Genomic DNA, 22,596 nt, shown 5'->3' with positions numbered 1-22,596 from the left:
TTACCCGCCGCAGCTTTCGCGGATCAGCAGGCTGGTTTCCAGCCGCTGCGAAATCGCCGGTCCATTGCCCTTGTCCATCAGTTTCGACACCAGCATCCGCCCGGCAAGATTGGCGTCCTGATCGATGGTGGTCAGCTGCGGGGTGACAAGCCGCGCGGCCGGGATATTGTCGTAGCCGACTACCGAGACGTCTTCGGGCACCCGCATTCCCGACCGCGTCAGCGCGCGGATTGCACCGATTGCGATGAGGTCGCTGGCGGCGAATACCGCGTCAAATTGCAACCCGCCGGCAATCGCGCTGCGGATCGCGGCCTCGCCGGAATGGACTTCGAAATGGGCGGGCAGGATCAGCGCGTCATCAAACGGCAGGCCTGCGCGTTCCAGCGCCTGCTTGTAACCGCGATAGCGCTGCTCGGCCTCGGGCGCTTCGGTATCGCCAAGGAACAGGATGCGCTTGTGGCCCAGCCGGGCAAGGTGCGCGGTCGCGCGTCTGCCGCCAGCGACATTGTCCGATCCAATCGCGCAATATTGCGCATCGGGAAACTCTGCCCCCCACACCACAAACCGGTTGTCGCGCGCGGCCAGCGCGTTGAATTCGTGGTGGAGCGAGCTTTGTCCGATAAAGATCACCCCGGTCGCGCGGCTGGTGCTCATCGCGTAATCAAGATCGGCGCCCGCGCGCGGGCTAAGATGGCTGATCAAGAGGTCAGCATTGCGTTCGCGCGCGGCTTCGGCAACGCCGGCCAGCAGTTCGAGGAAGAACGGGTCGGCCACCCGGCTCGTCCGCGCCTGCGGAGCGGGAACGACCACCGCAATGGTCGCATCCGCGCCAATCGGCCCGCTCGGCATGGTAGCGCGGAACTCGTAATCATGCGCGCGGGCGATCTGCCAGATCTGCTGCTTGGTGCGCCGTTTGACCGAAGGGCTATCATTCAACGCGCGGCTGACGGTCGAGATCGATACGCCTGCCTCGCGCGCGATATCTTCCAGCGTGGCGCTGCGTTTGGTCAGGGTCGGATTATCCGCCATGCTTGGTTATTCGCCTGTCATCGCCGCCCAGTAACCCATGCCGGGGGCGAGCATATCCGGCATGGCACCACCATCGCCCACTGCGCTTTGCGTGGCAAGCAGGCGTGCGTTTTGCCAATTGGCGGGCGGCGACCAGACGCAAGGCACATCGCCCAGGTTAAAGGCGCATAATACGGTGTTTTCACCCTGTTGCCGGATGAAAGCGACGATATCCTCAGGCGTATCGAGCAGCGTAATATCTCCGCTGACCAAAGCCGGAAACTCCCGCCGCAAGCGCAGGATCCGATGTGCGTAAGCGAGGGTTGAGCCGGGGTCTGACGTCTGCGTGTCAACCGCAAAGCCCGCATGCGCCGGATCGGGTTTGAGCCAGGTGCGGTTTGCGCGGGAAAAGCCTGCCTGCGGTGCGGTTGCCTGCCACGGCATCGGCGTGCGCGCGCCGTCGCGGCCCAGGGTGTGCGGCCAGTTGGCGATGGCTTCGGGATCTTGCAGGTCTTCGAATGCGACCTTGCCCTGCGGCAGGCCCAGTTCCTCGCCCTGATAGATGATCGGATTGCCGCGCAGCGCCAGCAACAGCAGCAGGTTGAGCCGTGCGGCGCGAGCGTAATCGCCATCGCTGGCCCAGCGGGTGACAGCGCGCGGGGCATCGTGGTTGGAGAACGCCCACGAAGGCCAGCCTTCGCCCGGCTCCCCGCTCCATTGCGAAAGGGTCGCACGCACCAAGGGCGCGGTCAGGCGCGGGGCGTAGAGGAAATCGAAATTATAGGCCGAATCCAGCCGTTTTCCGCCTTGGGTAAAGGCCTTCATTTCTGCCAGCGGCTCCGGCCCGCCGACTTCGGCGACGGTGAAGCGGCCCGGATATTCATCGATCGTCGCCCGGATGCGTTCGAGGAATGCCGCAATATCAGGGTGTGACTGGTTGTAACGTTTAACCTGCATATCGAACGGGCGCGTCACTTGGCTGATCGGCAGACCTGACGGCGGATTGTCGCGCAATTCGGGATCATGCATCGAAAAATTGAGCGCGTCGAGACGGAACCCGTCAACCCCGTGCGCCAGCCAGAACCGCGCCACATTAAGCAGCGCGTCCTGAACTTCGATATTATGAACGTTCAGATCGGGTTGGCTGGTGAGGAAATTGTGCAGGTAATACTGTTTTCGCGGGCCATCCCACTGCCACGCCGATCCTCCAAACACTGATTGCCAGTTTGACGGCGGCGAACCATCGGGTTTGGGATCGGCCCAGACATACCAATCGGCCTTGGGATTGGTGCGATCCGCGCGGCTTTCCGCAAACCACGCGTGTTCATCCGAGGTGTGCGAATAGACCTGATCAATGATCACCTTCAGGCCGAGCGCGTGGGCCTTTTCGATGATCTGGTCGAAATCGGCAAAGCTGCCAAAGCTCGGATCAATCCCGCAATAATCGGCCACGTCATAACCGAAATCACGCATCGGCGAGGTGAAGAACGGCGAAATCCAGATGCCGTCTACGCCCAGATCGGCGATATAATCCAGCCCTTCGACGATGCCTGCAAGATCGCCGATCCCGTCACCCGTGGTGTCGCGGAAGCTGCGCGGATAGATCTGATAAATCACCGCGCCGCGCCACCATTGCGGATCGTGGTGAATGGCTGCGGCAGCAGCGCCAATCGCGGTTGCCATTAGTCGTTGTTCTCCAGAATGCAGGCGGCAAATCCAAACGGTGGCAGGGTAATGTGCACCGTCCCCGGCGCGGCCAATTGTGCAGGGCATTGGCCCAGCAACGGCGTGACGCCGCGCGCGCGGTAGCTTACCTCGACATTGCGCGAAAGCCCTGCTGCGCTGGTATTGAACACGATTAAAACACGCTCACCGCTGGCCGGATCGCGGCGCTCCACCGCCAGCAGACCCGGCGCTTCATGATCGAACGCGCGCACCTGCGACAGCCCCCGGCGCAGCGCCGGACTGGCCTTGCGCGCCTGTGCCAGCGTGCCGATCAACTGGTAGAGCGGATGGGCGGTGTCGAAATTGGCCGCAGCGGTGGTCGCGGCGGTGCCGACAAGCACGTTGTCATTATAGACGGCGACCTTGCTGGCGAACATATTCTCGCGCGCCAGCTGATCATTGCCGTCGCTGATGAAGCCTTGTTCGTCGCCGTAATAGACGGTCGGCACCCCGCGCAGCAGGAACAGCATGGCATGGCCCAATTTGACCCGCGCCAGCAGCTCGGTTTCGTCATCCGATCCGCTCATGTCGCGCACGAACATCGAAAACCGCCCGAAATCGTGATTGCCCAGAAAGGTCGGCAGACCCAGTGCGGTGGCCGCGCCGCCGGGATAGATCGCGTCTTGTTGCAGGAATTCCGCCATCACCCGCGGGCTGGCCGCGCCGCTGGCGATCTGCTGCGCGGCTTTGGCAAAGCCCATGTCGAGCGCATAGGGCAGGTGGCTTTCGGCCATGACCTGCGCGGCGAGCGTGGCGGTGGGTTCTTCGTAGGCAATCTCGCCAAAGATGTGGAAATGGTCGATCCCCTTGGCCTTTGCACGCGCCAGCATGGCGGGAACGAAAGCCTGCCAGAATTCGGGGTTCACGTGTTTGGCGGTGTCGATGCGAAAGCCGTCGATCCCGTAATCGTCGATCCACTGGCCGAAGATGTCGATCATTCCTGCAACCACGCGCGGGTTTTCAGTGGCGAGATCATCAAGGCCCGAAAAATCGCCATAAACGCTGCTTTCGCCGATCCAATGCGAATTGCCGCGGTTGTGGTAGAGGGTCACGTCATTGAGCCAGGCGGGCACCTTCACATCGCGCTCCGCCTCACGCACGAACGGGGTGTAGGCGAAGGTCGGATCGGTCAGGCCTGCCCAATTGGCAGGATCGGGGTTGTCGTCCCCGGCAAAGCCCGGATTGATCGGCGCGCCATCCGGCCCGCCGCGCCGGGAAAAGGGGTAATCCCCCTTGCTGCGGTAAGCATAGCCTGCCTGTTCACCTTCGACATAGTCGATCACGTCAGCGGTGTGATTGGTGATGATGTCCATATAGACCTTCATCCCGCGCGCATGGGCGGCATCGACGAAGGCCTTGAATTCGGCGTTGGTGCCAAAATGCGGATCGACACTGGTGAAATCAGTCACCCAATAGCCGTGATAGCCAGCGCTTTCTTCGCCCGGACGACCCTGAACCGGCTTGTTTTTGAACACTGGCGCAAACCAGATCGCGGTGATGCCCATGCCCTGAATGTAATCGAGCTGCTGTGTTAGCCCCTTCAGATCGCCGCCATGATAGAAGCCCTTGTGCGTGGGATCGAAGCCGTGATCGAGTGGCCCGCCACGGATGCCGCCGCGATCATTGGTTTTATCCCCGTTTTCGAATCGGTCGGGCAGAACGAAATAGATGATCTCGTCCTCTGGCAGGCGGTCACTGATGGGCGCGAGCGGCGCGTGTGTTGGGGCGATTGGCCCTTCGGCCACGGCGGTGCTTGCGCAAAACGCAGCGACAAGTCCCACGAAAATCCGCGTCATAATCCATCTCCCTTGGCGAAATGTTTTGCCATCATGAGCAAAATTTTGCAAATCTTTGTGGCATTGCTTAGCGGGAGTCTGAAATAGAATTAAATAACTGAAAAAACTATGAAATATTTCAGACATCTTCCTATAAACGAGTTTTCTCCGGAGAAATTTTGAAAGTTTATTGCAATTTTTTGCAGAACGTTCAAACTACACCCCTGCTGGCCAAGTCTGATCGCCGGGCGCAAGACCCGCGACATTACCGTCGGCGCGCAGCCGCGTCACGCCTCAGGCGGCGGCGCGCGGGGAAGAGGATAATTGACCATGACGCAAGCTGGCCGCAAGCCCGCGCTCAACCCGGCGCAAATCTGGAATATGAGCTTCGGCTTTCTGGGCATTCAGATCGGGTTCGATCTGCAAAACGGCAATGTCAGCCGCATTTTCCAGACTTTGGGCGCCGAAGTGGGCGATCTGGCGATCCTGTGGATCGCCGCGCCGATGACCGGGCTGATCGTGCAGCCGATTATCGGGCATTTGTCTGACAAGACCTGGGTTGGCTTCGGCGGGCAGTTCGGGCGGCGGCGGCCCTATTTCCTCGCGGGCGCGCTGCTCGCCACCTTTGCGCTGTTCGTGATGCCCAATTCGCCCGCGCTATGGGTGGCGGCGGGGATGCTGTGGATCATGGACGCCTCGCTCAACATCACGATGGAGCCGTTTCGCGCTTTCGTTGGTGACAACCTGCCCGATCGCCAGCGCACGGTCGGCTATGCCATGCAGAGCTTTTTTATCGGGGTGGGCGCGGTGGTGGCGGGCGCGCTGCCGTGGGTGATGACCAATTGGCTCGGCCTCAGTAATGTCGCGCCCGCCGGAGAGATCCCGCAGACGGTGCAATGGGCGTTCTATATTGGCGGGGCGGCGCTGCTGGCGGCGGTGGCGTGGACGGTGTTTACCACCCGCGAATATTCGCCCGAACAAATGGCCGGGTTTGAGGCGGCGCGAAGGCGCGAACTGGGGCTTGAAACCGCTGCGCCTGCGGCCACGCTGCGCAGCGCGGCGCAATTCCGCAAGGGCGCGATCATCTGGATCATCGCCGGGGCGGGGGTGGCCGCGTTTGTCGCGCTGGCCCGCAGCGGCGCGCGCCCGGCGTTTCTGGGCGGGATCGACATCGCGCAGGAGCTTTATGTGCTCGCTGCGCTGATCGCCGGGTTCGGCGCGGTGCAACTGGTCGCCAGCGTGCTGCGTTCGGGCGGGCGCAATGACAGCGGGTTCATGGAGGTGGTGAGCGATCTGTTCGCCATGCCCAAGACCATGCAGCAACTCGCCGTAGTGCAGTTTTTCAGCTGGTTCGCGATGTTTGCGATGTGGATTTACGGCACCCCCGCAGTCGCCGAATATCACTTTGCCGCGCCCGATCCGGCAACGCGCGGTTATCAGGATGCCGCCGATTGGTGGAGCCTGCTGGGATCGGTGCGCAACGGGCTGGCGGCGGCCGCCGCGCTCGGCTTTATCTGGATCGCCGCGCGGATTGATCGGCGGCGACTGCACGCGATCAATCTGCTGCTGGGCGCGGCGGGCTTTGCCGCGATGCTGCTGATCCGCGATCCGGCGCTGCTTTGGGTGGCGATGATCGGGGTGGGGATTGCCTGGGCGTCGATCGTGTCGCTGCCTTACGCGATTTTGGCGGGCTGCGTTCCGGCGGAAAAAATGGGCATTTACATGGGGGTGTTCAACATCTTCATCGTGGTGCCGCAACTGCTCGCGGCGACGGTGCTGGGCTTCCTCGTCACCAACCTGTTCGGGGGAGAGCCGATCTACGCGATGGTGATCGCGGCGGTCAGTTTTGTGCTGGCGGCGATTGCGACATTGTTTGTCACCGATGAAGGGTCCGCGCCCCGAGGGGTGGTGCCGATGGAGGCAGCATGATGCGCCTTGCATTCGGCCTGATCGCCGCCCTCATGTCCGGTGCGCTCACCGCCGCCCCCGCACTGGCGCAGCCCGATTACGCGCCGCAACCGCTGGTCGCAATCGACAACGCCGATTGGACGCGCGATGCGGTGCTGTATCAACTCAACACCCGCCAATTCACCGCCGAGGGCACCTTTGCCGCAGCGCAGAAACACCTTCCGCGCCTAGCCGATATGGGCGTGGACATCATCTGGCTGATGCCGATTCATCCGATTGGTGAGCTGCACCGCAAGGGCACGCTGGGCAGCCCCTATGCCGTGCGCGATTACCGCGCGGTCAATCCCGAATTCGGCACCGAGGCGGAGTTTCGGGCCTTTGTCGATGAAGCGCACCGGCTGGGGATGAAGGTGATCCTCGATTGGGTCGCCAACCACTCGGCGTTCGACAATCCGCTCACGCAGACGCACCCCGAATGGTACACCCGCAGCCCCGAAGGCGCGTTGATGTCGCCGGTGGGCACCGATTGGTCGGACGTCGCCGATTTCGATTTCAGCCAGCCTGCCTTGCGCCAATACATGACTGAAAGCCTGGTCTATTGGGTGCGCGAATTCGGGATCGATGGCTACCGCGCCGACGTGGCCGGATACGTCCCGCTCGATTTCTGGGAGACCGCGCGCGCCGAACTCGACAAGGTCAAGCCGGTGTTCATGCTGGCCGAATGGGAACAGCGCGATCTGCACGCCCGCGCGTTTGACGCGACCTATGCGTGGAAATGGAAAGAGGCGATGCAGCGCCTTGCCAAGGACGGAAGCGGGGCGAGCGCGATCCGCAGCTATTACGCCGAACAGGCCGAAAGCTGGCCGCACGCCGCGATGCGCATGACCTATACCGATAACCACGATCAGAATTCGTGGGACGCGGTGGCGGCTGACATTTACGGCCCGGCCTACGAAGCCGCGATTGCGCTGTCGTTTGTGGGCATCGGCCTGCCGCTGATCTACAATGGGCAAGAGGCCGATCTGGATCGCCAACTGGCCTTCTTTGAGAAAGACCCGATCACCTGGCGGCCGGGGCGATATGATAGCCTGTTTCGCCGCCTGATCGCGCTCAAGACCGAAATGCCCGCGCTCCACAATGGGCGGTTCGGCGCAGGCATGGTCGAAGTGCCGAGCAACGCGGCTAACGACGTTTTCGCTTTCACCCGCGGTGCGGCGGGCGAGCGAGTGTTCGCGGTGTTCAACCTTTCCCCGCGCGCGCAGGCCGCGCGGTTCGATCACGCGCGCCATCATGGCCGCTATGTCGATGCACTCAGCGGCGAAGCGGCGGCGTTTGCGGGCGGTGAGACAATCGACCTCGCGCCGTGGGGCTACCGGATTTTCAGCGAAACTAAATGAGGCAGGGTATGATGCAGATATGGACGAAACTGGCTACGCTGGCGGCGCTGATGCTTGGCATGGGCGCGCCGCTTTGTGCCGAAACGCTGACGCTGGCCTCACCCGATGGCAAGATCACTGTCACCATCAGCGATGATGCGGGCCTTGCGACCTATGCGGTCAACTATGACGGTGAGGGGGTCATCGCGCCCTCGCGCCTCGGGATGCTGTTTGCCGAACATCACGGGTTTGAACGCGATCTTGCGATCACCGCCTCGGCCCGCGCGGCCAAGGATACGGCATGGGAACAGCCCTGGGGTGAGCGCCGCGTGGTGCGGGATCAGCATAATGAACTCGCCGTGACCTTCGCGGCGACCACCGGCCCGGCGCGGCAGATCACGGTGCGGTTCCGCGCTTTCGATAGCGGAATCGGCTTTCGGTATGAACTGGCCGAGCAGGCCGCGCTGACCGGCGATATCGCCATTGTCGATGAACTGACCCAATTCGGCGTCGGAGAGCAAACCACGATGTGGTACACGCCGAGCGACGAATTCAACCGTTACGAATACCTCACCCGCACCGGCCCGGCAGGCAAGGTTGATGACGCCCATACGCCCGCGACCTTCCGCAATCCGGCGGGCATCCACTTTGCCATCCACGAAGCCGCGCTGGTCGATTATTCCGCGATGTCGCTGGGTGCCTTGCGCGCTGGCAACTTCGAAGCGCGGCTGCGCAATTGGTCGGGCGGGGCGAAGGTCAAGACCCGCGCACCCTTCACTTCCCCGTGGCGCACCATTCAGGTCGCGCGCGATGCGGTGGGCCTGATCAATTCGGACATTATCCTCAACCTCAACGAGCCGAACAAGCTTGGCGATGTGTCGTGGGTAGAGCCCGGCAAATATATCGGCATCTGGTGGGCGATGCATATCAACGAACGCAGCTGGGGCCGCGATGGCATCCACGGTGCGACCACGGCGGAAACCAAGCGATATATCGATTTCGCCGCCGAACACGGCTTTTCCGGCGTGCTGGTTGAAGGCTGGAATATCGGCTGGGACGGTGATTGGTTCAACAATGGCGATCTGTTCCGCTTTACCGAACCAATGCCCGATTTCGACCTTGCCGAGCTGGGCCGCTATGCCCAGTCCAAGGGCGTGCGGTTGATCGGGCACCACGAAACATCAGCCAATATCGCCAATTACGAAAGCCAGATGGAGGCCGCGTTTGACCTCTACCAATCGGCAGGCGTGCGCGCGGTCAAGACCGGCTATGTCGCCGATGCGGGCGATGTTGTGCGGGTGGATGAAAACGGCATCCGCCGCTACGAATGGCACGACAGCCAGTTCATGGTCGGCCACCACCTGCGCGTGGTCGAAGCGGCGGCCAAGCGGCAAATTACGATCAACGCGCACGAGCCGGTCAAGGACACGGGCCTGCGCCGCACCTACCCCAACTGGATGACCCGCGAAGGCGCGCGCGGGATGGAGTTCAACGCCTGGGGAACCCCACCCAACCCACCTTCGCATGAGGCGATGCTGGCGTTTACCCGGATGTTGGCGGGGCCGATGGATTTTACCCCCGGCATCTTTGACCTGCGCCCGAATGAACGCCCGCCGGTGCGCGCCGATATCCCGCGCGGCGACCCGTCAAACCGCCCGCAAACCACGCTGGCGAAACAGCTGGCGCTGTATGTGGTGCTTTATTCGCCGCTCCAGATGGCGGCTGACCTGCCCGAAAATTACGCGGCGCGGATGGACGCGTTCCAGTTCATCAAGGATGTCGAGGCCGACTGGGAGGAAAGCGTCGCGCTGGCCGGCGAAGTGGGCGAATATGTCGCCATCGCGCGGCAGGGGCGCAAGTCCAAGGAATGGTTCCTTGGCGCGGTCACCGATGAAAATGCGCGCGATCTGTCGGTGCCGTTGAGCTTCCTTGACCCCGGCAAGCAATACCGCGCGCAAATCTATCGCGACGGGGCAGGTGCGCATTGGGACACCAACCCTTACGCCATCGTGATCGAGGAAAAGCTGGTGACCGGGGGTGAGGATTTCGCCGTTTGGCTGGCATCATCGGGCGGGGTGGCGGTGCGGTTCATTCCGGTGGGGGAATAGCACTCTTCATTGGGCACCGCCGCAGGGTTGCTCGCCTGCATTTGGCATTCAACGCCGCGACAATCGGTTGAGCAATAGCACCGGCAATAGTCCTACCGCGAGCAGGATCAGCGCTGGGATAGATGCCTCGATCAGCCGTTCATCGCTGGCGAGGCGATAGGTGCGGGTTGCCAGCGTTTCCAGATTGAAGGGCCGCAGGATCAGCGTGGCGGGCAATTCGCGCAAGGTATCGATGAACACCAGCGCCGCCGCGCCCGCAAGGCTGGGGGCAAGCAAAGGCGCATAGATGCGCGCCAGCACGCGGGCGGGCCGGGCGCCAAGGCTGCGCGCAGCAGCATCAAGGCTGGGCGGGATGCGCGCCAGCCCGCCGCTGACGGTGTTATAGGCGACGGTCAGGAACCGCACCGACAGGGCATAGATCAAAATCGCGCTGGTGCCGGTCAACAATAATCCACCGCTCCAGCCGAACGTGTCGCGCGCGAACCGGGTGAGGCTCTGGTCGAAGGCACCCAGCGGTGCGAGCAGGCCGACCGCCAGCAAAGCCCCCGGCAGCGCATAGCCCAGCGTCGCCAGCCGGATTGCGCCGACGGTAAGCGGCGAGGGTGATCGCGCCCGCGCAAAGGCGAGCAGCAGCGCGGCGACCAGACACACGCTCGCCGCCGCCAGCCCCAGCCACAGGCTGCCGCGCGCATAGGTGGCAAGATCGCCCGCCGCGCCTTGTGCCACATCGCTCAACGCCAGCGCCGCGAGGTATCCGGCGGGCAGGACAAACCCCAGCAGCACCGGGATAAGGCAGGCGATCAGCGCCAGCGCCTTGCCTAGTGGGGACAGCGCCACCAGCGGCTCTGCCCCGCCGCGCGCGGCAAGCCCGTCGCGGCTATCGCTGCGTCCGCGCCGGGTGGCGGCCTCCAAAGCGATCAGCGCGATCACGAATAACAGCATGACCGCGGCGAGTTTGAGCGCCGCCTGTTTGTCCCCCATCGCCAGCCAGCTGCGGAAAATCCCGGTGCTGAAGGTGGGGATGGCGAAATATTCGGCCACGCCAAAATCGGCCAGCACCTCCATCAACACCAGCGCCAGTCCGCCTGCAATCGCCGGGCGCGCGGCAGGCAGGGCGACGCGCCAGAACGCGGCGGCAGGCGGGGCGCCAAGGCTGCGCGCGGCGCGGAACTGGCTGAGGCTTTGTGTGGCAAAGGCAGTTCGGGCGAGCAAATAGACGTAGGGGTAAAGCACAATCCCCAGAACAAATGCCCCCCCGCCCAGCGATCGGATATCGGGGAAGCTATAGTCCTGCGGCCCCCATCCGGTCAGCCCGCGCAATCCCGCCTGCACCGGCCCGGCATAATCGAGCAAATCGGCATAGATATAGGCCGCGATATAGGCCGGCACCGCCAGCGGCAGCACCAATGCCCAGCCGAGCACCCTGCGACCCGGAAACCGGGTCGCCGCGATCAGCCATGCGCAGCCGGTGCCGGTGACAGCGGCAAACACGCCCGCCAGCGCCATCAGCAATGCGGTGTTGGCAATATAGGTTGGCAGCACCGTGCTGGCGAGGTCGGCAATCGTCCCGCTTGGCCCGGCATTGGCACCCGCCAGCGATGCCCACAGGATCGCGGCAATCGGCAGCCCCGCCAGCGCCGCGATGGCGAGCGCGGCCCAAGTCCAGCTGGCGTTCCAACCGGCCCCGCTTGCGCCGACTCCCGCAAATTGCCTAAGGCGGCTCACCGGGAACCCCCATGGCCCGCTTTACAACCCAGGGGCAGGATCAGCCATTGAGCCTTGATTTTCGACATATTGCCCATGCTTACGGTCAGGTGCGGGCGCTGGAGGACATCAGTTTTTCCGCGCCGACGGGAGAGATCACCTGCCTGCTTGGCGCGTCAGGTTGCGGGAAGTCAACACTGCTTGGCCTTGCCGCCGGATTGCTGACGGTGCAGCGCGGCAGCATCATGCTGGGCGGCGAGGTGCTGGCCGATTCCCAACACAGCCCCCCGCCCGAAGCGCGGCCCGTGGGGCTGGTGTTTCAGGATGGCGCGCTGTTCCCGCACATGACCATCGCCGCCAATGTCGGCTTTGGCCTGCCGCGCGCGCGGCGCACTGAGGTGGAAGGCTGGCTCGCCAGCGTCGGGCTGGCGGGCATGGGCGCGCGCTATCCGCACGAACTTTCGGGCGGGCAGCAACAACGCGCCGCGCTCGCCCGCGCGATGGCGCCCGGGCCGCGGGTGTTGTTGATGGATGAACCCTTCGCCAGCGTCGATATCGTGTTACGCCGCAAGCTGCGCCGTGATTGCCGCATCCTGCTGCGCGAGGCGGGGGCAACGGTGGTGTTGGTAACGCATGACCCGGCCGAGGCGCTGGATATTGCCGATCACATCGCGGTGATGGAGGCCGGGCGGATCGTGCAATTCGGCACGCCTCGCGATCTCCACCATGCGCCGCAAACCGCAGCGGTTGGCGCGATTTTCAGCGGAGCACAGGTGATCGCAGGTGAACGGCGCGGGGACAGCTTTATCACCGCGTTCGGGCCGTGGCCGCTGGAATGCGTGCTGGGCGCGGTGCCCGATGCGGGGCCAGATTCGGGCGCGGTCGATCTGCTGGTGCAGGCGGATCGGCTGGTTCTGGTAGCGGACAGCGCAGGCTGCACGGTGCGCGATGTGCACCTTTTGGGGCCGGTCACACGGGTATTGCTGAGCGGCGCAGGCGGCGCGCCGATCACGGTGGAAACCACCGCCCCGGTCAACCCCGGTGAGGCCTATCGCGCGGTGCCGCAGCCCGAAAGCGTGCGTGCATTCGCGCAGAATTAGGACTTGCCTTGGCCAAGTTTATATTGCAAGTCATTCGCAACTTGCAATCGAAAGCCATTCACCATGAAGAAACTGCTCCTCTCCGCCATTGCCTGCGCCAGCATCGCCGGACTGTCCGCCTGCGAGGAGAAACCCGCAGGCGCGTGCGCGGCGTCGACCGGTGAGGTAAATCTCTATTCCTCGCGCCACTATGATACCGATCTGGCGCTCTACGAGGATTTTACCTGTAATACCGGGATCAAGGTCAACCGGATTGAAGCCGATGCCGATGCGCTGATCGAACGCATCCGGTCCGAAGGCGAATTCAGCCCCGCCGATATCCTCATCACGGTTGATGCCGGGCGGTTGTGGCGGGCCGAGGAAGCGGGCGTGCTCGCCCCGGTCGAATCGGCCGTGCTGACCGAACGCCTGCCTGCACACCTGCGCCACCCCGACGGGCTGTGGTTCGGCCTGTCGACTCGCGCACGGATCATCATTTACAACAAGGCGGCGGGCAAGCCCGAAGGCCTTGCCACTTACGCCGATCTCGCCAATCCGGCGTTCAAGGGCGACATCTGCATGCGGTCATCGTCAAACATCTACAACATCTCGCTGTTGTCGAGCATCGTTGCCCACAAGGGCGCTGACCAGGCGGAGACATGGGCCAAGGGCGTGGTCGCCAATTTCAAGCAGGCACCGCAGGACAATGATACGGCGATGATCGAAGCTGTCGCCGCGGGGCAGTGCCGCATCTCGCTGGTCAACACCTATTACCTCGCGCGGTTTGCCGGGGGCGATGCGGCGCAAAAGGCGATTTTCGATCAAATCGGCGTGATCTTCCCCGATCAGGATGGCGCCGGAACCCACGTCAATATCAGCGGTGCCGGGGTGGTGAAATACGCGCCCAATCGCGAAAACGCGGTGAAGTTCCTCGAATACCTTACGTCAGAAAGCGCGCAGCGGTATTTTGCCGATGGCAATAATGAATACCCCGCCGCCATCGGTCTCAAGGCCAATTCGGCGGTCGAAACGCTGGGGTCGTTCAAACCGGACACGCTCAACGCCGCGGAAATCGGGCGCAATCAGGCCGAGGCGGTGAAGTTGTTCGACCGCGCAGGCTGGAATTGATTGCGTTCGATCAAGGCCCGCTTTTAGCCAATATCGCTAAACTGTCTTGAAGACGCCGCGCTTGTCGTCCATTTGCGCGCCTATTCCGGCCGCGTGCTGTGCGGCGCTGACCTGTATTTGAGACCCGTTTTGAACCAGCCCATCATCGACCGCGACCAGTTCACCGAAAGCGCGGCGCTCTCGATCGAAACCATCACCTATGTCCATCACTGGACCGATTCGCTGTTCACGCTGAAGATGACGCGGCCAGCGTCCTTCCGCTTCCGGTCGGGCGAGTTCGTGATGATCGGGCTGCCGGGCGATAATGGCAAACCGCTGCTGCGCGCCTATTCGGTCGCCAGCCCCAGCTATGCCGAGGAGTTGGAGTTCCTGTCGATCAAGGTGCAGGACGGCCCGCTGACATCGCGCTTGCAGCACATCAAGGTCGGCGATCCGATCTACCTGGGTAAAAAGCCGACCGGCACGCTGGTGACAGACGCGCTGCTGCCGGGCAAACGCCTGTTCATGCTGTCGACCGGCACCGGCCTCGCCCCGTTCATGAGCCTGGTGCGCGATCCCGAGGTTTACGCGATGTTCGAGGAAGTGATCGTGGTGCATTCGGTGCGCAATGTTGCCGAATTGGCCTATCACGATCTGCTGGAATCGAAGCTCGAAGGCGATCCGCTGCTTGAGGATGAAGACCGCGCGCGGATGATCTACGTCCCCACCGTAACCCGCGAACCGTTCCGCACACAGGGCCGGATTCAGGCGCTGATCGATGATGGGCGCCTGTTCGAACAGTCCAAAGGCCCGCAGCGGTTCGTGCCCGATGAAGACCGCGTGATGCTGTGCGGGTCGATGGCGATGATCAAGGACCACGCCGCCGATCTGGAAGCGCGCGGCTTTACCGAAGGCAGCAATTCGATGCCGGGGCAGTTCGTGATCGAACGGGCGTTTGTGGGGTAAGTGCAAACCCCGCTCGTCCTGAGCATGTCGAAGGACACGCGATCCCGTCTGTGATGCTTCGACAGGCTCAGCATGAGCGGGGCGGGGTTGTGCCTGCCTTTAAGCCTTCCTCGTCACCCCAGCGAAAGCTGGGGCCCAGAGCGTTATTGGGCAATGTTTGCCGCCCTAGATCCCAGCTTTCGCTGGGATGACGATGGGGGTGGATGTAGTGCCTCGGTTCCCGATGTGAGTTTGCTGGTGGATGGTTTTGCGCCATTCCCGCAATCGACGCCCCGCGCTTGCCACTTTCGCGCTCGCCTGCCCTAATGTGACACTTGCTTACGCATTGCTGCAATCCCGTCACAAACGCGTCACATCGATCAGCCACTCCGACGATAAACCGGGGCAGTCTGAACATGGATGTCGTCAATATCTTTCTGACGAGTGAGCTGGGCGAAAGCCTTGAGGATTTCGTCCATGATCATCGCCGTTTCACCTTTGACCGGCTGGGGCCGGAAGGCCCGCGGCGGCTGGTCGAAGGGCCGATGTGGGCCTTTATCGACTGGGTGCTGCCCGACCTTGCGGGCCTCGAACTATGCCGCCGGTTGCGCGCCGATCCGCGCACGGCAGACGCGCATGTCACGATGGTGCTGGAAGAAGATGATCCCGAAGACCGCCGCCGCGCGCTACGGGCAGGGGCGGATGATTATGTTGTCGGCCCGCTGACCCGCACCGCCGTGCTTGACCGGGTGCTGGCGCTGCAATCGCGCGCCAGCGAACGCAGCGCCACCCGCCGGTTCGAACTGGGCGCGCTCACCATCGACATGGCGGCGTTGCAGGCGCGCTGGGATGGTGAGCCGATTGTGCTGCGGCCCAATGAATTCCGGCTGCTGCGCTTCTTTGCCGAAAACCCCAACCGCGTGCTGACCCGCGATGATCTGATCAACGGGCTGGGCAAGCGCGAACCGCCGATTGACGAACGCACCGTCGATGTGTGGATCGGACGGCTGCGGCGGTCGATCAAGGCGGCGGGCGGTGGTAACCCGCTGCGCACCGTGCGATCACTGGGGTATGTGTTCGATTTAGGTTGATAATGATATTTGTTTCCGCACGGCATCCGCCGTGCGAAATCCTCGCTCACACGGCCTGAAGGCCGCGTAGCTGCGGGCGGCCGGTCGGCCTTGCGGCGCTTCGCGCCGATAACGTCCTGATCTCTTGTCCTGTCGGGAAGGCCGCCGCAGCGCGGAGGCGCTGCGGCCATCATCAAAAGCTGGCTTTTACCCCTAGGCTGAACGCGGTTCCCACATCGAAAGTGTTGATTTCGATGCGGTTGCCATCCAGTTCCTGAAATTCGAAATTGTCGCGGCCAAAGATGTTGCGCACTTTGAAGCTGAGTTCCAGCGGCAGCCCGCCCAATTGCAACTCTGACCGGGCCACCAGATCAAAGGTGATGCCAGGATTTTCCACCACGTCAGGCAAAGGCCCACCGCGCAGCGTCACGCGCTTGCTCGCGTAATTCACCAGCATGGTGACCTGCTGCACCTTATCGGTATCCTCGATCCCGAATGACAGATTGGCGATGTGATCCGACTGGCCCACCAGCGGCGAACCATTGTCGAACAATTGGGTTGCGTCTTGTTCGGTATTGCCCGGCACCGGGGCAATATCACCGTCAGCCACCGAAATGCTGGATTCGGTGAAGGTATAATTGGCGAAGATCAGGAACTGCTTCGTTTCGAACAATCCCCCCCAACCATCAAGCGGCACGCCATAGGAAATATCCAGCTCCGCCCCGTAAAGCTCGGCTGATGGCGCGTTTGCAAAACTTGTCAGCAATTCGCCCGAGGCATTGATCAGGAAGTTTTCGATTGGGTTATCAATGTCCTTGTAGAACCCGGCCAGGCTGATCCGGTCGCTGCCGCCAAGGTAATATTCGGCGCGCGCTTCCAGGTTCGTCAATTCGCTATCTTGCAGGAACGGGTTCCCGCGATACCGGCGGTTTGATTCGGGGTCGAAATAGGTCTGTTCCACCAGCTCGCGGAACTGCGGGCGGGCGATTGTTCGCGAAGCGGAAAGGCGCAGCTGCAAATCGTCGATCGCTTCCCACGTCACGGTTCCACCGGGCAGGAAATAATCATTGTTGATGTCAGTCGGGGTGGACCCCACTATCGGTTCGAGGAATACTGATTGATCCAGGGCGACGGTTTGCTCGCCGTCTTCGTAGCGCACACCGACATCGACCGTGATCCGATCGGTCGGCAGCCAGCGCAACTGCCCATAGCCGGCATTGACCTCAAGCGCGGCGTCGAACACCGGGAAGGGGGTCTGTTCGGTCAGTTGAATATTGAAACCGGCCAGCGTCGAACCATTGATGATGTCGCCCGGACGGCGCAGGCCCAGCGCGGTGATGGCGTCCTGCTGGGATTCAGGGGGCAGGAAATCGCAGATCGGCCCGCAAGATATCAGCGGCAAAAACTGGCGGCTGGATGATCGGCGGTCGGTGTCTGTGTAAGCATAGCCGACTGTCGCGGTTAGCGTGTCGAACAGATCATAGGACAGGTCGATCCCGCCAAAATACTGATCTTCCTTGAGGGCGTCGAAAGCAACCGATGCACGATTAGTGTCGCCGAGCCGCCCGCCGATATCAACCAGAAACTTATCACCGAACGGATCACCGGGGTTGTTGCTGCGCACGAATTCAAATTCGGCATTGAACGGCGCTTCGCGTTCAGAACGCGCATAGCCGCCGCGCAGGTCAACATCCAATGCACCAAAATCCAGCTCGGCCACCAACTGGGTGTCGATCAGCTGACGTTCAAACCACGCGGTCTGCTGGCGTTGGAAATCAAACCCGCTATCGCCCAGATTTATGTCGTTGCCGGTGCCCAACCGCGAGGTCTTGAGAGTGTCGCGGATATACAGGCTGGTCCATCGAACCGTGTGTTCGCCAATGTCCAAGCCGAAACCTAGCAGACCATTCACCAGAATCTTGTTATCGGTAATGAAGGTGTTGGAGGTTTCAAACACCTGCGTCAGATCAGCATTGCCAGCCTGACTCAACACCGAACGGTTACGCCAGGTGTTGGTGATGCCAGCTGTGGCAATCACGCCGAGATAGGTATCGCCGCCCAATTCAAACGACAGGCCGCCCGTAAGATTGGCGCTGAAATTGGCGGGCAGGTGGTTGTTCTTCTGCAAGGTCACGAGATTGAGCGGGAACAGCTGTCCGGCAATCGCCCCGCTTTCTTCGCGCGTCAGATCACCAACACGCCGTCCGCTGTCGAAAAACGCCTGCAAATTCGTCGGAATATCGCGGTTGCCATTGTCGAACCCGAAGGTGTCGAGGTTCGAACCGAAATGGGTCAACCCGTTTTCGAAAGTCGTTTCGGTGTCGCCGCTGCTACCGATGCTGACGTCGAGAAAGTTTTCGGTCGGAATCGCCTTGGTGGTCAGGTTGATCACCCCACCGCCGAATTCACCGGGGAAGTTGGCCGAATAAGTTTTCTGCACCAGCGACGATGAGATCACACTGGTCGGGAAAATATCGAGCGGAACGACGCGGCTCAGCGGTTCGGGGCTGGGCAGCGGCAGGCCGTTGAGCAAGGCGAGCGAATAGCGATCACCCAACCCGCGCACAAATACCCGTCCGTCGCCAACCAGTGACAGGCCGCTAACCCGGCCCAAAGCGCCTGCGATGTCGCCTTCACCGGTGCGGGCAATGTCGGCTTCGGACAGCACGCTCAAGACCTGGGTGGATGAGCGTTCAGGATTGCGGCTGCGCCGCCCGGTCACAATGATGCCGCCACCGGGCACCGAAATGTCGGGTTGCTCGAATTCGTCATCACTGCTGGTTTGGTCGTCCAGCACATCTTGCGCCGGGGGATCCGTTTCAACCGGAACAGCTTGGGCGTGCAGAACGCCGGGAAAGGTGAGCGACGAAGTCAGAAGCAGCAGCCCTGCCAGGCGCGTGCCAGTCGTCATAATGTTAGACCCCTTCATGAATAGGCCTTGGGAAATCACCGGTTGTCATCAGCCGGAAAAGAAAGGGGAGGGGCGCCCGCCATCGGTTGCGCCCCCCCATTTCGAAGCAGCCGATCAGCTGAAGACGGGCAGTGTCGTGCAAGCGCCCGTCGAACTGCCGAAATCCTGGATCGACGAGTTGCAGGTCCAGTTGCGGAACGCGTTGAAATCCGCTCCGGTCTGGATCGCGCCGATGCCCGGCCGGGCGGTGAAGATCGCAGCAAGGCCGGTTGCGTCGAACGCGGTCACCGCATTTTCATTGGCACCATTCACGATCCCGCCGGTCAGCGTGATGGTGAATGCCAGGTTGACATTGGTTCCCGCCGTTACGCCTGCCAGCACTTCGGCATCGGTGGTGGCGTTTGCACCGGCGGAACGATCACCGCGGGCCTGACGCGTGGTGCCGCCATCACACACGACCGAATTGATACCAAGCAGCGCGTCGAGCGTTTCCTGTTCGTCGATCCGGAAGCAGAACGATCCGTCACCATCGACCTTATCCATCACGCCGTTCGTGAGGCCGAGCGCCGCTCCGCCGCGTGCGCGGATCATCTGGGGGGACGTGGTTGAACGCTGCACAAAGGTGAAGTTGTTGACTCGCATCCGCGTGAGCGGGCGCGCGATGATCGGCAGTGACGCGCTGTTGGGCGAATCGAGTTCGATCAACGAGTCGCCGGTGCTGGCGCGTTGCACCACAACCACGTTTTCAAGGTTCGCCTGCGCGCCGGTATCGACGTCAAGGCCATCATCCGACGCCCCGATCACAGCAATATTGGTGACGTTGACCGTGCCGCCGAAGAACTCGACACCGTCATCTGAACTGTTGAACGACATCAGGTTTTCGATTGTGGTGCCCGAACCAACGCCGCCGGTGGTGAGCGATTGAAGCTCGTTGCCCGGTGCAAGTTCAAAGCCCGAAAAGCGGATCTGGTTGAAGGTGAATGAGCCCGAACTATCAGCGTTGTTGGCCCCGCCATAAGGGGTGGCCACCGATGTGCCTTCAAGCTGCTGTTCGCATTGCGGGTTGGCATTTGGCACCGCATCGGTGTTGAACACGCCGGTGTTGCAATCCGCAACCGGTGCGCGGCCCAGCAGCACGACGCCGCCCCACTGTTGCTGGCTGTTATCATTGGCCAGGCCGATCACGTTATCACGACTGGTCCAGATGATCGGGCGATCTGCCGTACCGTTCGACCGGATGGTGTTGCCGCGATTGACGACAAAGAACGAATTGGCCTGTGCAAACAAGATTACACCCGGCTCAATGGAAAGCGTGACGCCGGCTCCGGTGCTGCTGAAACCCCGGTCAGCGCCAACGTTCACGCGGCTGTCGATCTGGTAAAGCAGACCGTTCACGAACGGCAGATTGTCATTGGCGTTGAAGGTCGCGGGCAGACGGCAAACGCGATATTCGCCAGTCGGGCCGCTGATCGTGCCAGCGTCGGTCAGGCCGCCGGTCGACGCAATGGTCGGGCAACCTGCCGCCGGGGTCACAAGTGACTGCGTAGGCGTGGGCGTTGGGGTGGGCGTCGGCGTCGGTGCGGGCGGCGCCGGGTTGTTGATGATGATATCGCCGCTGGTGCCCGGCGAGACGATTTCATCCGCGCCGCAGCCAGCCAATGCAATCAGGCTGCAACCCAGAACGAAAGAGCGTTGAATATTTTTCACAGCGAGCGGTCCCCTAAATGGTCGAGAATCGAATCAAGCGCGACGAACGGTGTGCGCCTGAGGCTCGCTAGGGTTGGTGCGTGACAGAATTCTTTCAGCATTACAGCTATGTGGCAGTTACGCTATTATGACTGAAGAAAGACAAATATGACAAAAAAGAATTACGCGATGGCGACTGCGGGGGCCGCATAATTCATATTAATATACTTTAAAAACATATGTTTGGAGAATCAAATTACAGAAATATTACAATGTTGCAGTTTTGTTGCATCTTTCATCAATTCGAGTCACCATGCTCGTCAGTTGAAGAGGGAGTTTCGCCCATGTCCATGACCGCCTTCGCCATTGCATTGATCGCCGCCGCACCGCTGGCAGAACCGTCTGCGGCGCAATTGCAGCCGCCGGTTGCGGCAAGTGAACTCGCCGCGCAGCCGCTGTCCGCCGGACGGGTGGATCAGGCGTTGATGGTGCTGGAGAAAGCCAGCGCTGCTGATCCCAATGACCCTGCGCTTCTGATCAACCTGGGGATCGCCTATGCCCAAGCCGGTAACGAGGCCAAGGCCCGTACCGCATTCGAAGCGGCACTCGCCAGCCGTGAGGTGATTGAACTCGATACCGCCGATGGCACCACCACCGATTCGCGGCGGTTGGCGCGCAAGGCGATCAGGATGCTCGACCGCGGCGAGTTTCGTCCGGCCAATATGCGCAGCGAACAACTGACCTATCGCGAATAATCGGCCGGCGGCCTTCGGGTCGCACCATGTCGCCGCATCCGGGCGGGCTGCCTCTGGCGGCTCGCCCGTTTTGCTGTCGGAAGACCGGCGCGCAGCACCCACAGACGCGAGGCTGTCACCTGACTGTCATTTAGGTTAGACAAAGGGGACATTCTGGAGGGCCGGGACATGATTCTCGCCGCGATTAGCCGCGTCACGATTGCTGCCACGCTGCTGGGTCTTGCGACCGGCGCACGCGCCGACGTGCTTGAGCTTGGCCCCGATGGCGCGCGTTGGGTGGCCGGGCCGCTGGCGGGCGCACCTGCTGCACCGCCGGAACTTGATGCCAATTTTCCGGGGGGTCTGATGCTCCCCGCCTCCGCCATCGCCGACCCTGCGCGCCATGCCGCAGGCGTGCCGCCGCGCTATGCCGCCGCAATCAACGCCTTGGCCGCGCGGTTCGACCTTTCGCCCAGCCTGCTCGAAGCGGTGGTGTGGCAGGAAAGCCGCTGGCGAGAAAACGCAGTGTCGCCGGTTGGCGCGCGCGGCCTTGCGCAGTTGATGCCGGGGACGGCGCGTTATCTGGGCGTGAATGCCGATGATCCCTTCGCCAATCTCGAAGGCGGGGCGCGATACCTGCGTGAACAGCTCGATCGGTTCGACGGCGATCTGGAAAAGGCGCTCGCCGCCTATAATGCCGGGCCGGGGCGGGTTGAGCGCGCGAACGGCGTTCCCGATATCCGCGAGACAAAGCAATATGTTGCGGCGATCATGGGGCGGCTTGCCAACCATGCGCGCCCGGCAGCACAATAACCGGCGGATGATCGCCATGTATCTGAAGGTATGGATAAATAAATGATGTCGCTGTGTCGCCTTCCTGCCCACCTTGCCGCGCTGCTGATGCTGGCGCTCACCCCATCGGCTGCCTTTGCCCAAACCGCTGATCCGGCGGGTTCCGGCCCGATCAATTCGGCGCTGTTGTGGTTGCAGGGCACGCTGCTCGGCACGGTGGCGACCACGGTTGCGGTGATGGCGGTCGCCGCGATCGGCTTCATGATGCTGACCGGGCGGATGAATTGGCGCTTCGGCGCAACGGTCATCATCGGCGTGTTCATCCTGTTCGGCGCGACCACGATTGTCGCCGGCATCCAGTCGGCGGCGGGGTAATGCTACGATGAGCGATCTCACCCGCAACCCGGTGCATCGCGCGCTCACCCGCCCGCAGATGTTTGCGGGAGTGACGATGAATTTCTTCGTCATCAACCTGATGGTGACGACGATCGCGTTCCTGATCCTCGACAGCTTCTGGGTCATTCCCGTGCCGATTGTGATGCACGTGATCGGCTATTTCGCTTCGCTGCGCGAACCGCGCGTTTTCGACCTGTGGATCACCAAGGTCAGCAAATGCCCGCGCGTGCCCAATTTCAAACGCTGGGGATGCAATTCCTATGCGCCGTAAG

At 62.1% G+C, this 22,596-nt stretch carries 17 protein-coding genes; 11 read left to right on the top strand and 6 right to left on the bottom strand.

The window, feature by feature from the left end; all coding sequences use genetic code 11:
• The 3 genes from ABIE62_RS12960 to ABIE62_RS12950 are packed head-to-tail and all read right to left on the bottom strand — an operon-like array spanning position 1 to position 4,529.
• Positions 1 to 1,029 carry a LacI family DNA-binding transcriptional regulator gene (locus ABIE62_RS12960; RefSeq protein ID WP_354326640.1) on the bottom strand — a complete coding sequence of 343 codons (1,029 nt, stop codon included), beginning with the start codon at positions 1,027 to 1,029 and terminating at the stop codon, positions 1 to 3.
• A gap of 6 nt (positions 1,030 to 1,035) precedes the next feature.
• Positions 1,036 to 2,691 (bottom strand): alpha-glucosidase, encoded by a 1,656-nt coding sequence (locus ABIE62_RS12955; protein WP_354326638.1) that lies wholly within the window; start codon positions 2,689 to 2,691, stop codon positions 1,036 to 1,038.
• Positions 2,691 to 4,529, bottom strand: a complete 1,839-nt coding sequence (locus ABIE62_RS12950; RefSeq protein WP_354326636.1) for an alpha-amylase family glycosyl hydrolase — start codon at positions 4,527 to 4,529, stop codon at positions 2,691 to 2,693. Before ABIE62_RS12950 ends, ABIE62_RS12955 begins: the two co-directional genes overlap by 1 nt.
• A 309-nt stretch (positions 4,530 to 4,838) precedes the next feature.
• Here ABIE62_RS12950 and ABIE62_RS12945 point away from each other — a divergent pair, with 309 nt between their 5' ends.
• From ABIE62_RS12945 to ABIE62_RS12935, 3 genes are read left to right on the top strand one after another with little or no spacing between them, the layout of a single operon-like run.
• Positions 4,839 to 6,437 (top strand): MFS transporter, encoded by a 1,599-nt coding sequence (locus ABIE62_RS12945; protein ID WP_354326634.1) that lies wholly within the window; start codon positions 4,839 to 4,841, stop codon positions 6,435 to 6,437.
• On the top strand, positions 6,434 to 7,813 hold the full coding sequence (locus ABIE62_RS12940; RefSeq protein WP_354326632.1) for an alpha-amylase family glycosyl hydrolase: 1,380 nt from the start codon (positions 6,434 to 6,436) through the stop codon (positions 7,811 to 7,813). Before ABIE62_RS12945 ends, ABIE62_RS12940 begins: the two co-directional genes overlap by 4 nt.
• An 8-nt stretch (positions 7,814 to 7,821) precedes the next feature.
• Entirely contained in the window at positions 7,822 to 9,900 is a 2,079-nt protein-coding gene (locus ABIE62_RS12935) for a glycoside hydrolase family 97 protein (RefSeq protein WP_354326630.1), read from the top strand.
• Between the two features lie 48 nt (positions 9,901 to 9,948).
• On the opposite strand, the gene ABIE62_RS12930 is transcribed toward ABIE62_RS12935, so the two are convergent.
• Positions 9,949 to 11,625, bottom strand: coding sequence for an ABC transporter permease (locus ABIE62_RS12930; protein ID WP_354326628.1), 1,677 nt, complete (start codon positions 11,623 to 11,625; stop codon positions 9,949 to 9,951).
• Between the two features lie 11 nt (positions 11,626 to 11,636).
• On the opposite strand from ABIE62_RS12930, the gene ABIE62_RS12925 reads away from it, so the two are divergent.
• The 4 genes from ABIE62_RS12925 (at position 11,637) to ABIE62_RS12910 (ending at position 15,826) form a co-directional block, all read left to right on the top strand.
• On the top strand, positions 11,637 to 12,704 hold the full coding sequence (locus ABIE62_RS12925; protein ID WP_354326626.1) for an ABC transporter ATP-binding protein: 1,068 nt from the start codon (positions 11,637 to 11,639) through the stop codon (positions 12,702 to 12,704).
• Positions 12,705 to 12,767: 63 nt separating this feature from the next.
• Positions 12,768 to 13,811 carry a Fe(3+) ABC transporter substrate-binding protein gene (locus tag ABIE62_RS12920; protein ID WP_354326624.1) on the top strand — a complete coding sequence of 348 codons (1,044 nt, stop codon included), beginning with the start codon at positions 12,768 to 12,770 and terminating at the stop codon, positions 13,809 to 13,811.
• Positions 13,812 to 13,940: 129 nt separating this feature from the next.
• Positions 13,941 to 14,756, top strand: a complete 816-nt coding sequence (locus ABIE62_RS12915; RefSeq protein ID WP_354326622.1) for a ferredoxin--NADP reductase — start codon at positions 13,941 to 13,943, stop codon at positions 14,754 to 14,756.
• A 395-nt stretch (positions 14,757 to 15,151) separates the two neighbouring features.
• Positions 15,152 to 15,826, top strand: a complete 675-nt coding sequence (locus ABIE62_RS12910) for a response regulator transcription factor (RefSeq protein WP_354326621.1) — start codon at positions 15,152 to 15,154, stop codon at positions 15,824 to 15,826.
• Positions 15,827 to 15,998: 172 nt separating this feature from the next.
• Here the strand turns inward: ABIE62_RS12910 and ABIE62_RS12905 are convergent, their stop codons facing one another.
• Together ABIE62_RS12905 and ABIE62_RS12900 are read right to left on the bottom strand one after the other, a co-directional pair.
• On the bottom strand, positions 15,999 to 18,716 hold the full coding sequence (locus ABIE62_RS12905; protein ID WP_354326620.1) for a TonB-dependent receptor domain-containing protein: 2,718 nt from the start codon (positions 18,714 to 18,716) through the stop codon (positions 15,999 to 16,001).
• 114 nt (positions 18,717 to 18,830) lie between these two features.
• Positions 18,831 to 20,423 carry a beta-helix domain-containing protein gene (locus ABIE62_RS12900; RefSeq protein ID WP_354326618.1) on the bottom strand — a complete coding sequence of 531 codons (1,593 nt, stop codon included), beginning with the start codon at positions 20,421 to 20,423 and terminating at the stop codon, positions 18,831 to 18,833.
• Positions 20,424 to 20,746: 323 nt separating this feature from the next.
• On the opposite strand from ABIE62_RS12900, the gene ABIE62_RS12895 reads away from it, so the two are divergent.
• The 4 genes from ABIE62_RS12895 to ABIE62_RS12880 all read left to right on the top strand — a co-directional run bounded on the left by ABIE62_RS12895 (position 20,747) and on the right by ABIE62_RS12880 (position 22,595).
• The gene (locus ABIE62_RS12895; RefSeq protein WP_354326616.1) at positions 20,747 to 21,157 is read left to right on the top strand and encodes a tetratricopeptide repeat protein; all 411 of its coding nucleotides are present in this window, start codon (positions 20,747 to 20,749) and stop codon (positions 21,155 to 21,157) included.
• 168 nt (positions 21,158 to 21,325) lie between these two features.
• The gene (locus tag ABIE62_RS12890; RefSeq protein ID WP_354326615.1) at positions 21,326 to 21,949 is read left to right on the top strand and encodes a lytic transglycosylase domain-containing protein; all 624 of its coding nucleotides are present in this window, start codon (positions 21,326 to 21,328) and stop codon (positions 21,947 to 21,949) included.
• A 42-nt stretch (positions 21,950 to 21,991) separates the two neighbouring features.
• Positions 21,992 to 22,303, top strand: a complete 312-nt coding sequence (locus ABIE62_RS12885; protein WP_354326613.1) for a TrbC/VirB2 family type IV secretion system protein — start codon at positions 21,992 to 21,994, stop codon at positions 22,301 to 22,303.
• A 7-nt stretch (positions 22,304 to 22,310) separates the two neighbouring features.
• Complete coding sequence (locus tag ABIE62_RS12880) at positions 22,311 to 22,595, top strand: VirB3 family type IV secretion system protein (RefSeq protein ID WP_354326611.1); 285 nt, start codon at positions 22,311 to 22,313, stop codon at positions 22,593 to 22,595.
• The last annotated feature ends 1 nt before the right edge of the window (position 22,596 follow it).

The sequence above is a fragment of the Porphyrobacter sp. MBR-155 genome, from assembly GCF_040547625.1.
Taxonomy (GTDB): domain Bacteria; phylum Pseudomonadota; class Alphaproteobacteria; order Sphingomonadales; family Sphingomonadaceae; genus Erythrobacter.
Note: the sequence above shows the minus strand (reverse complement) of the source record. Positions and strands in the feature narration are given on the sequence as shown.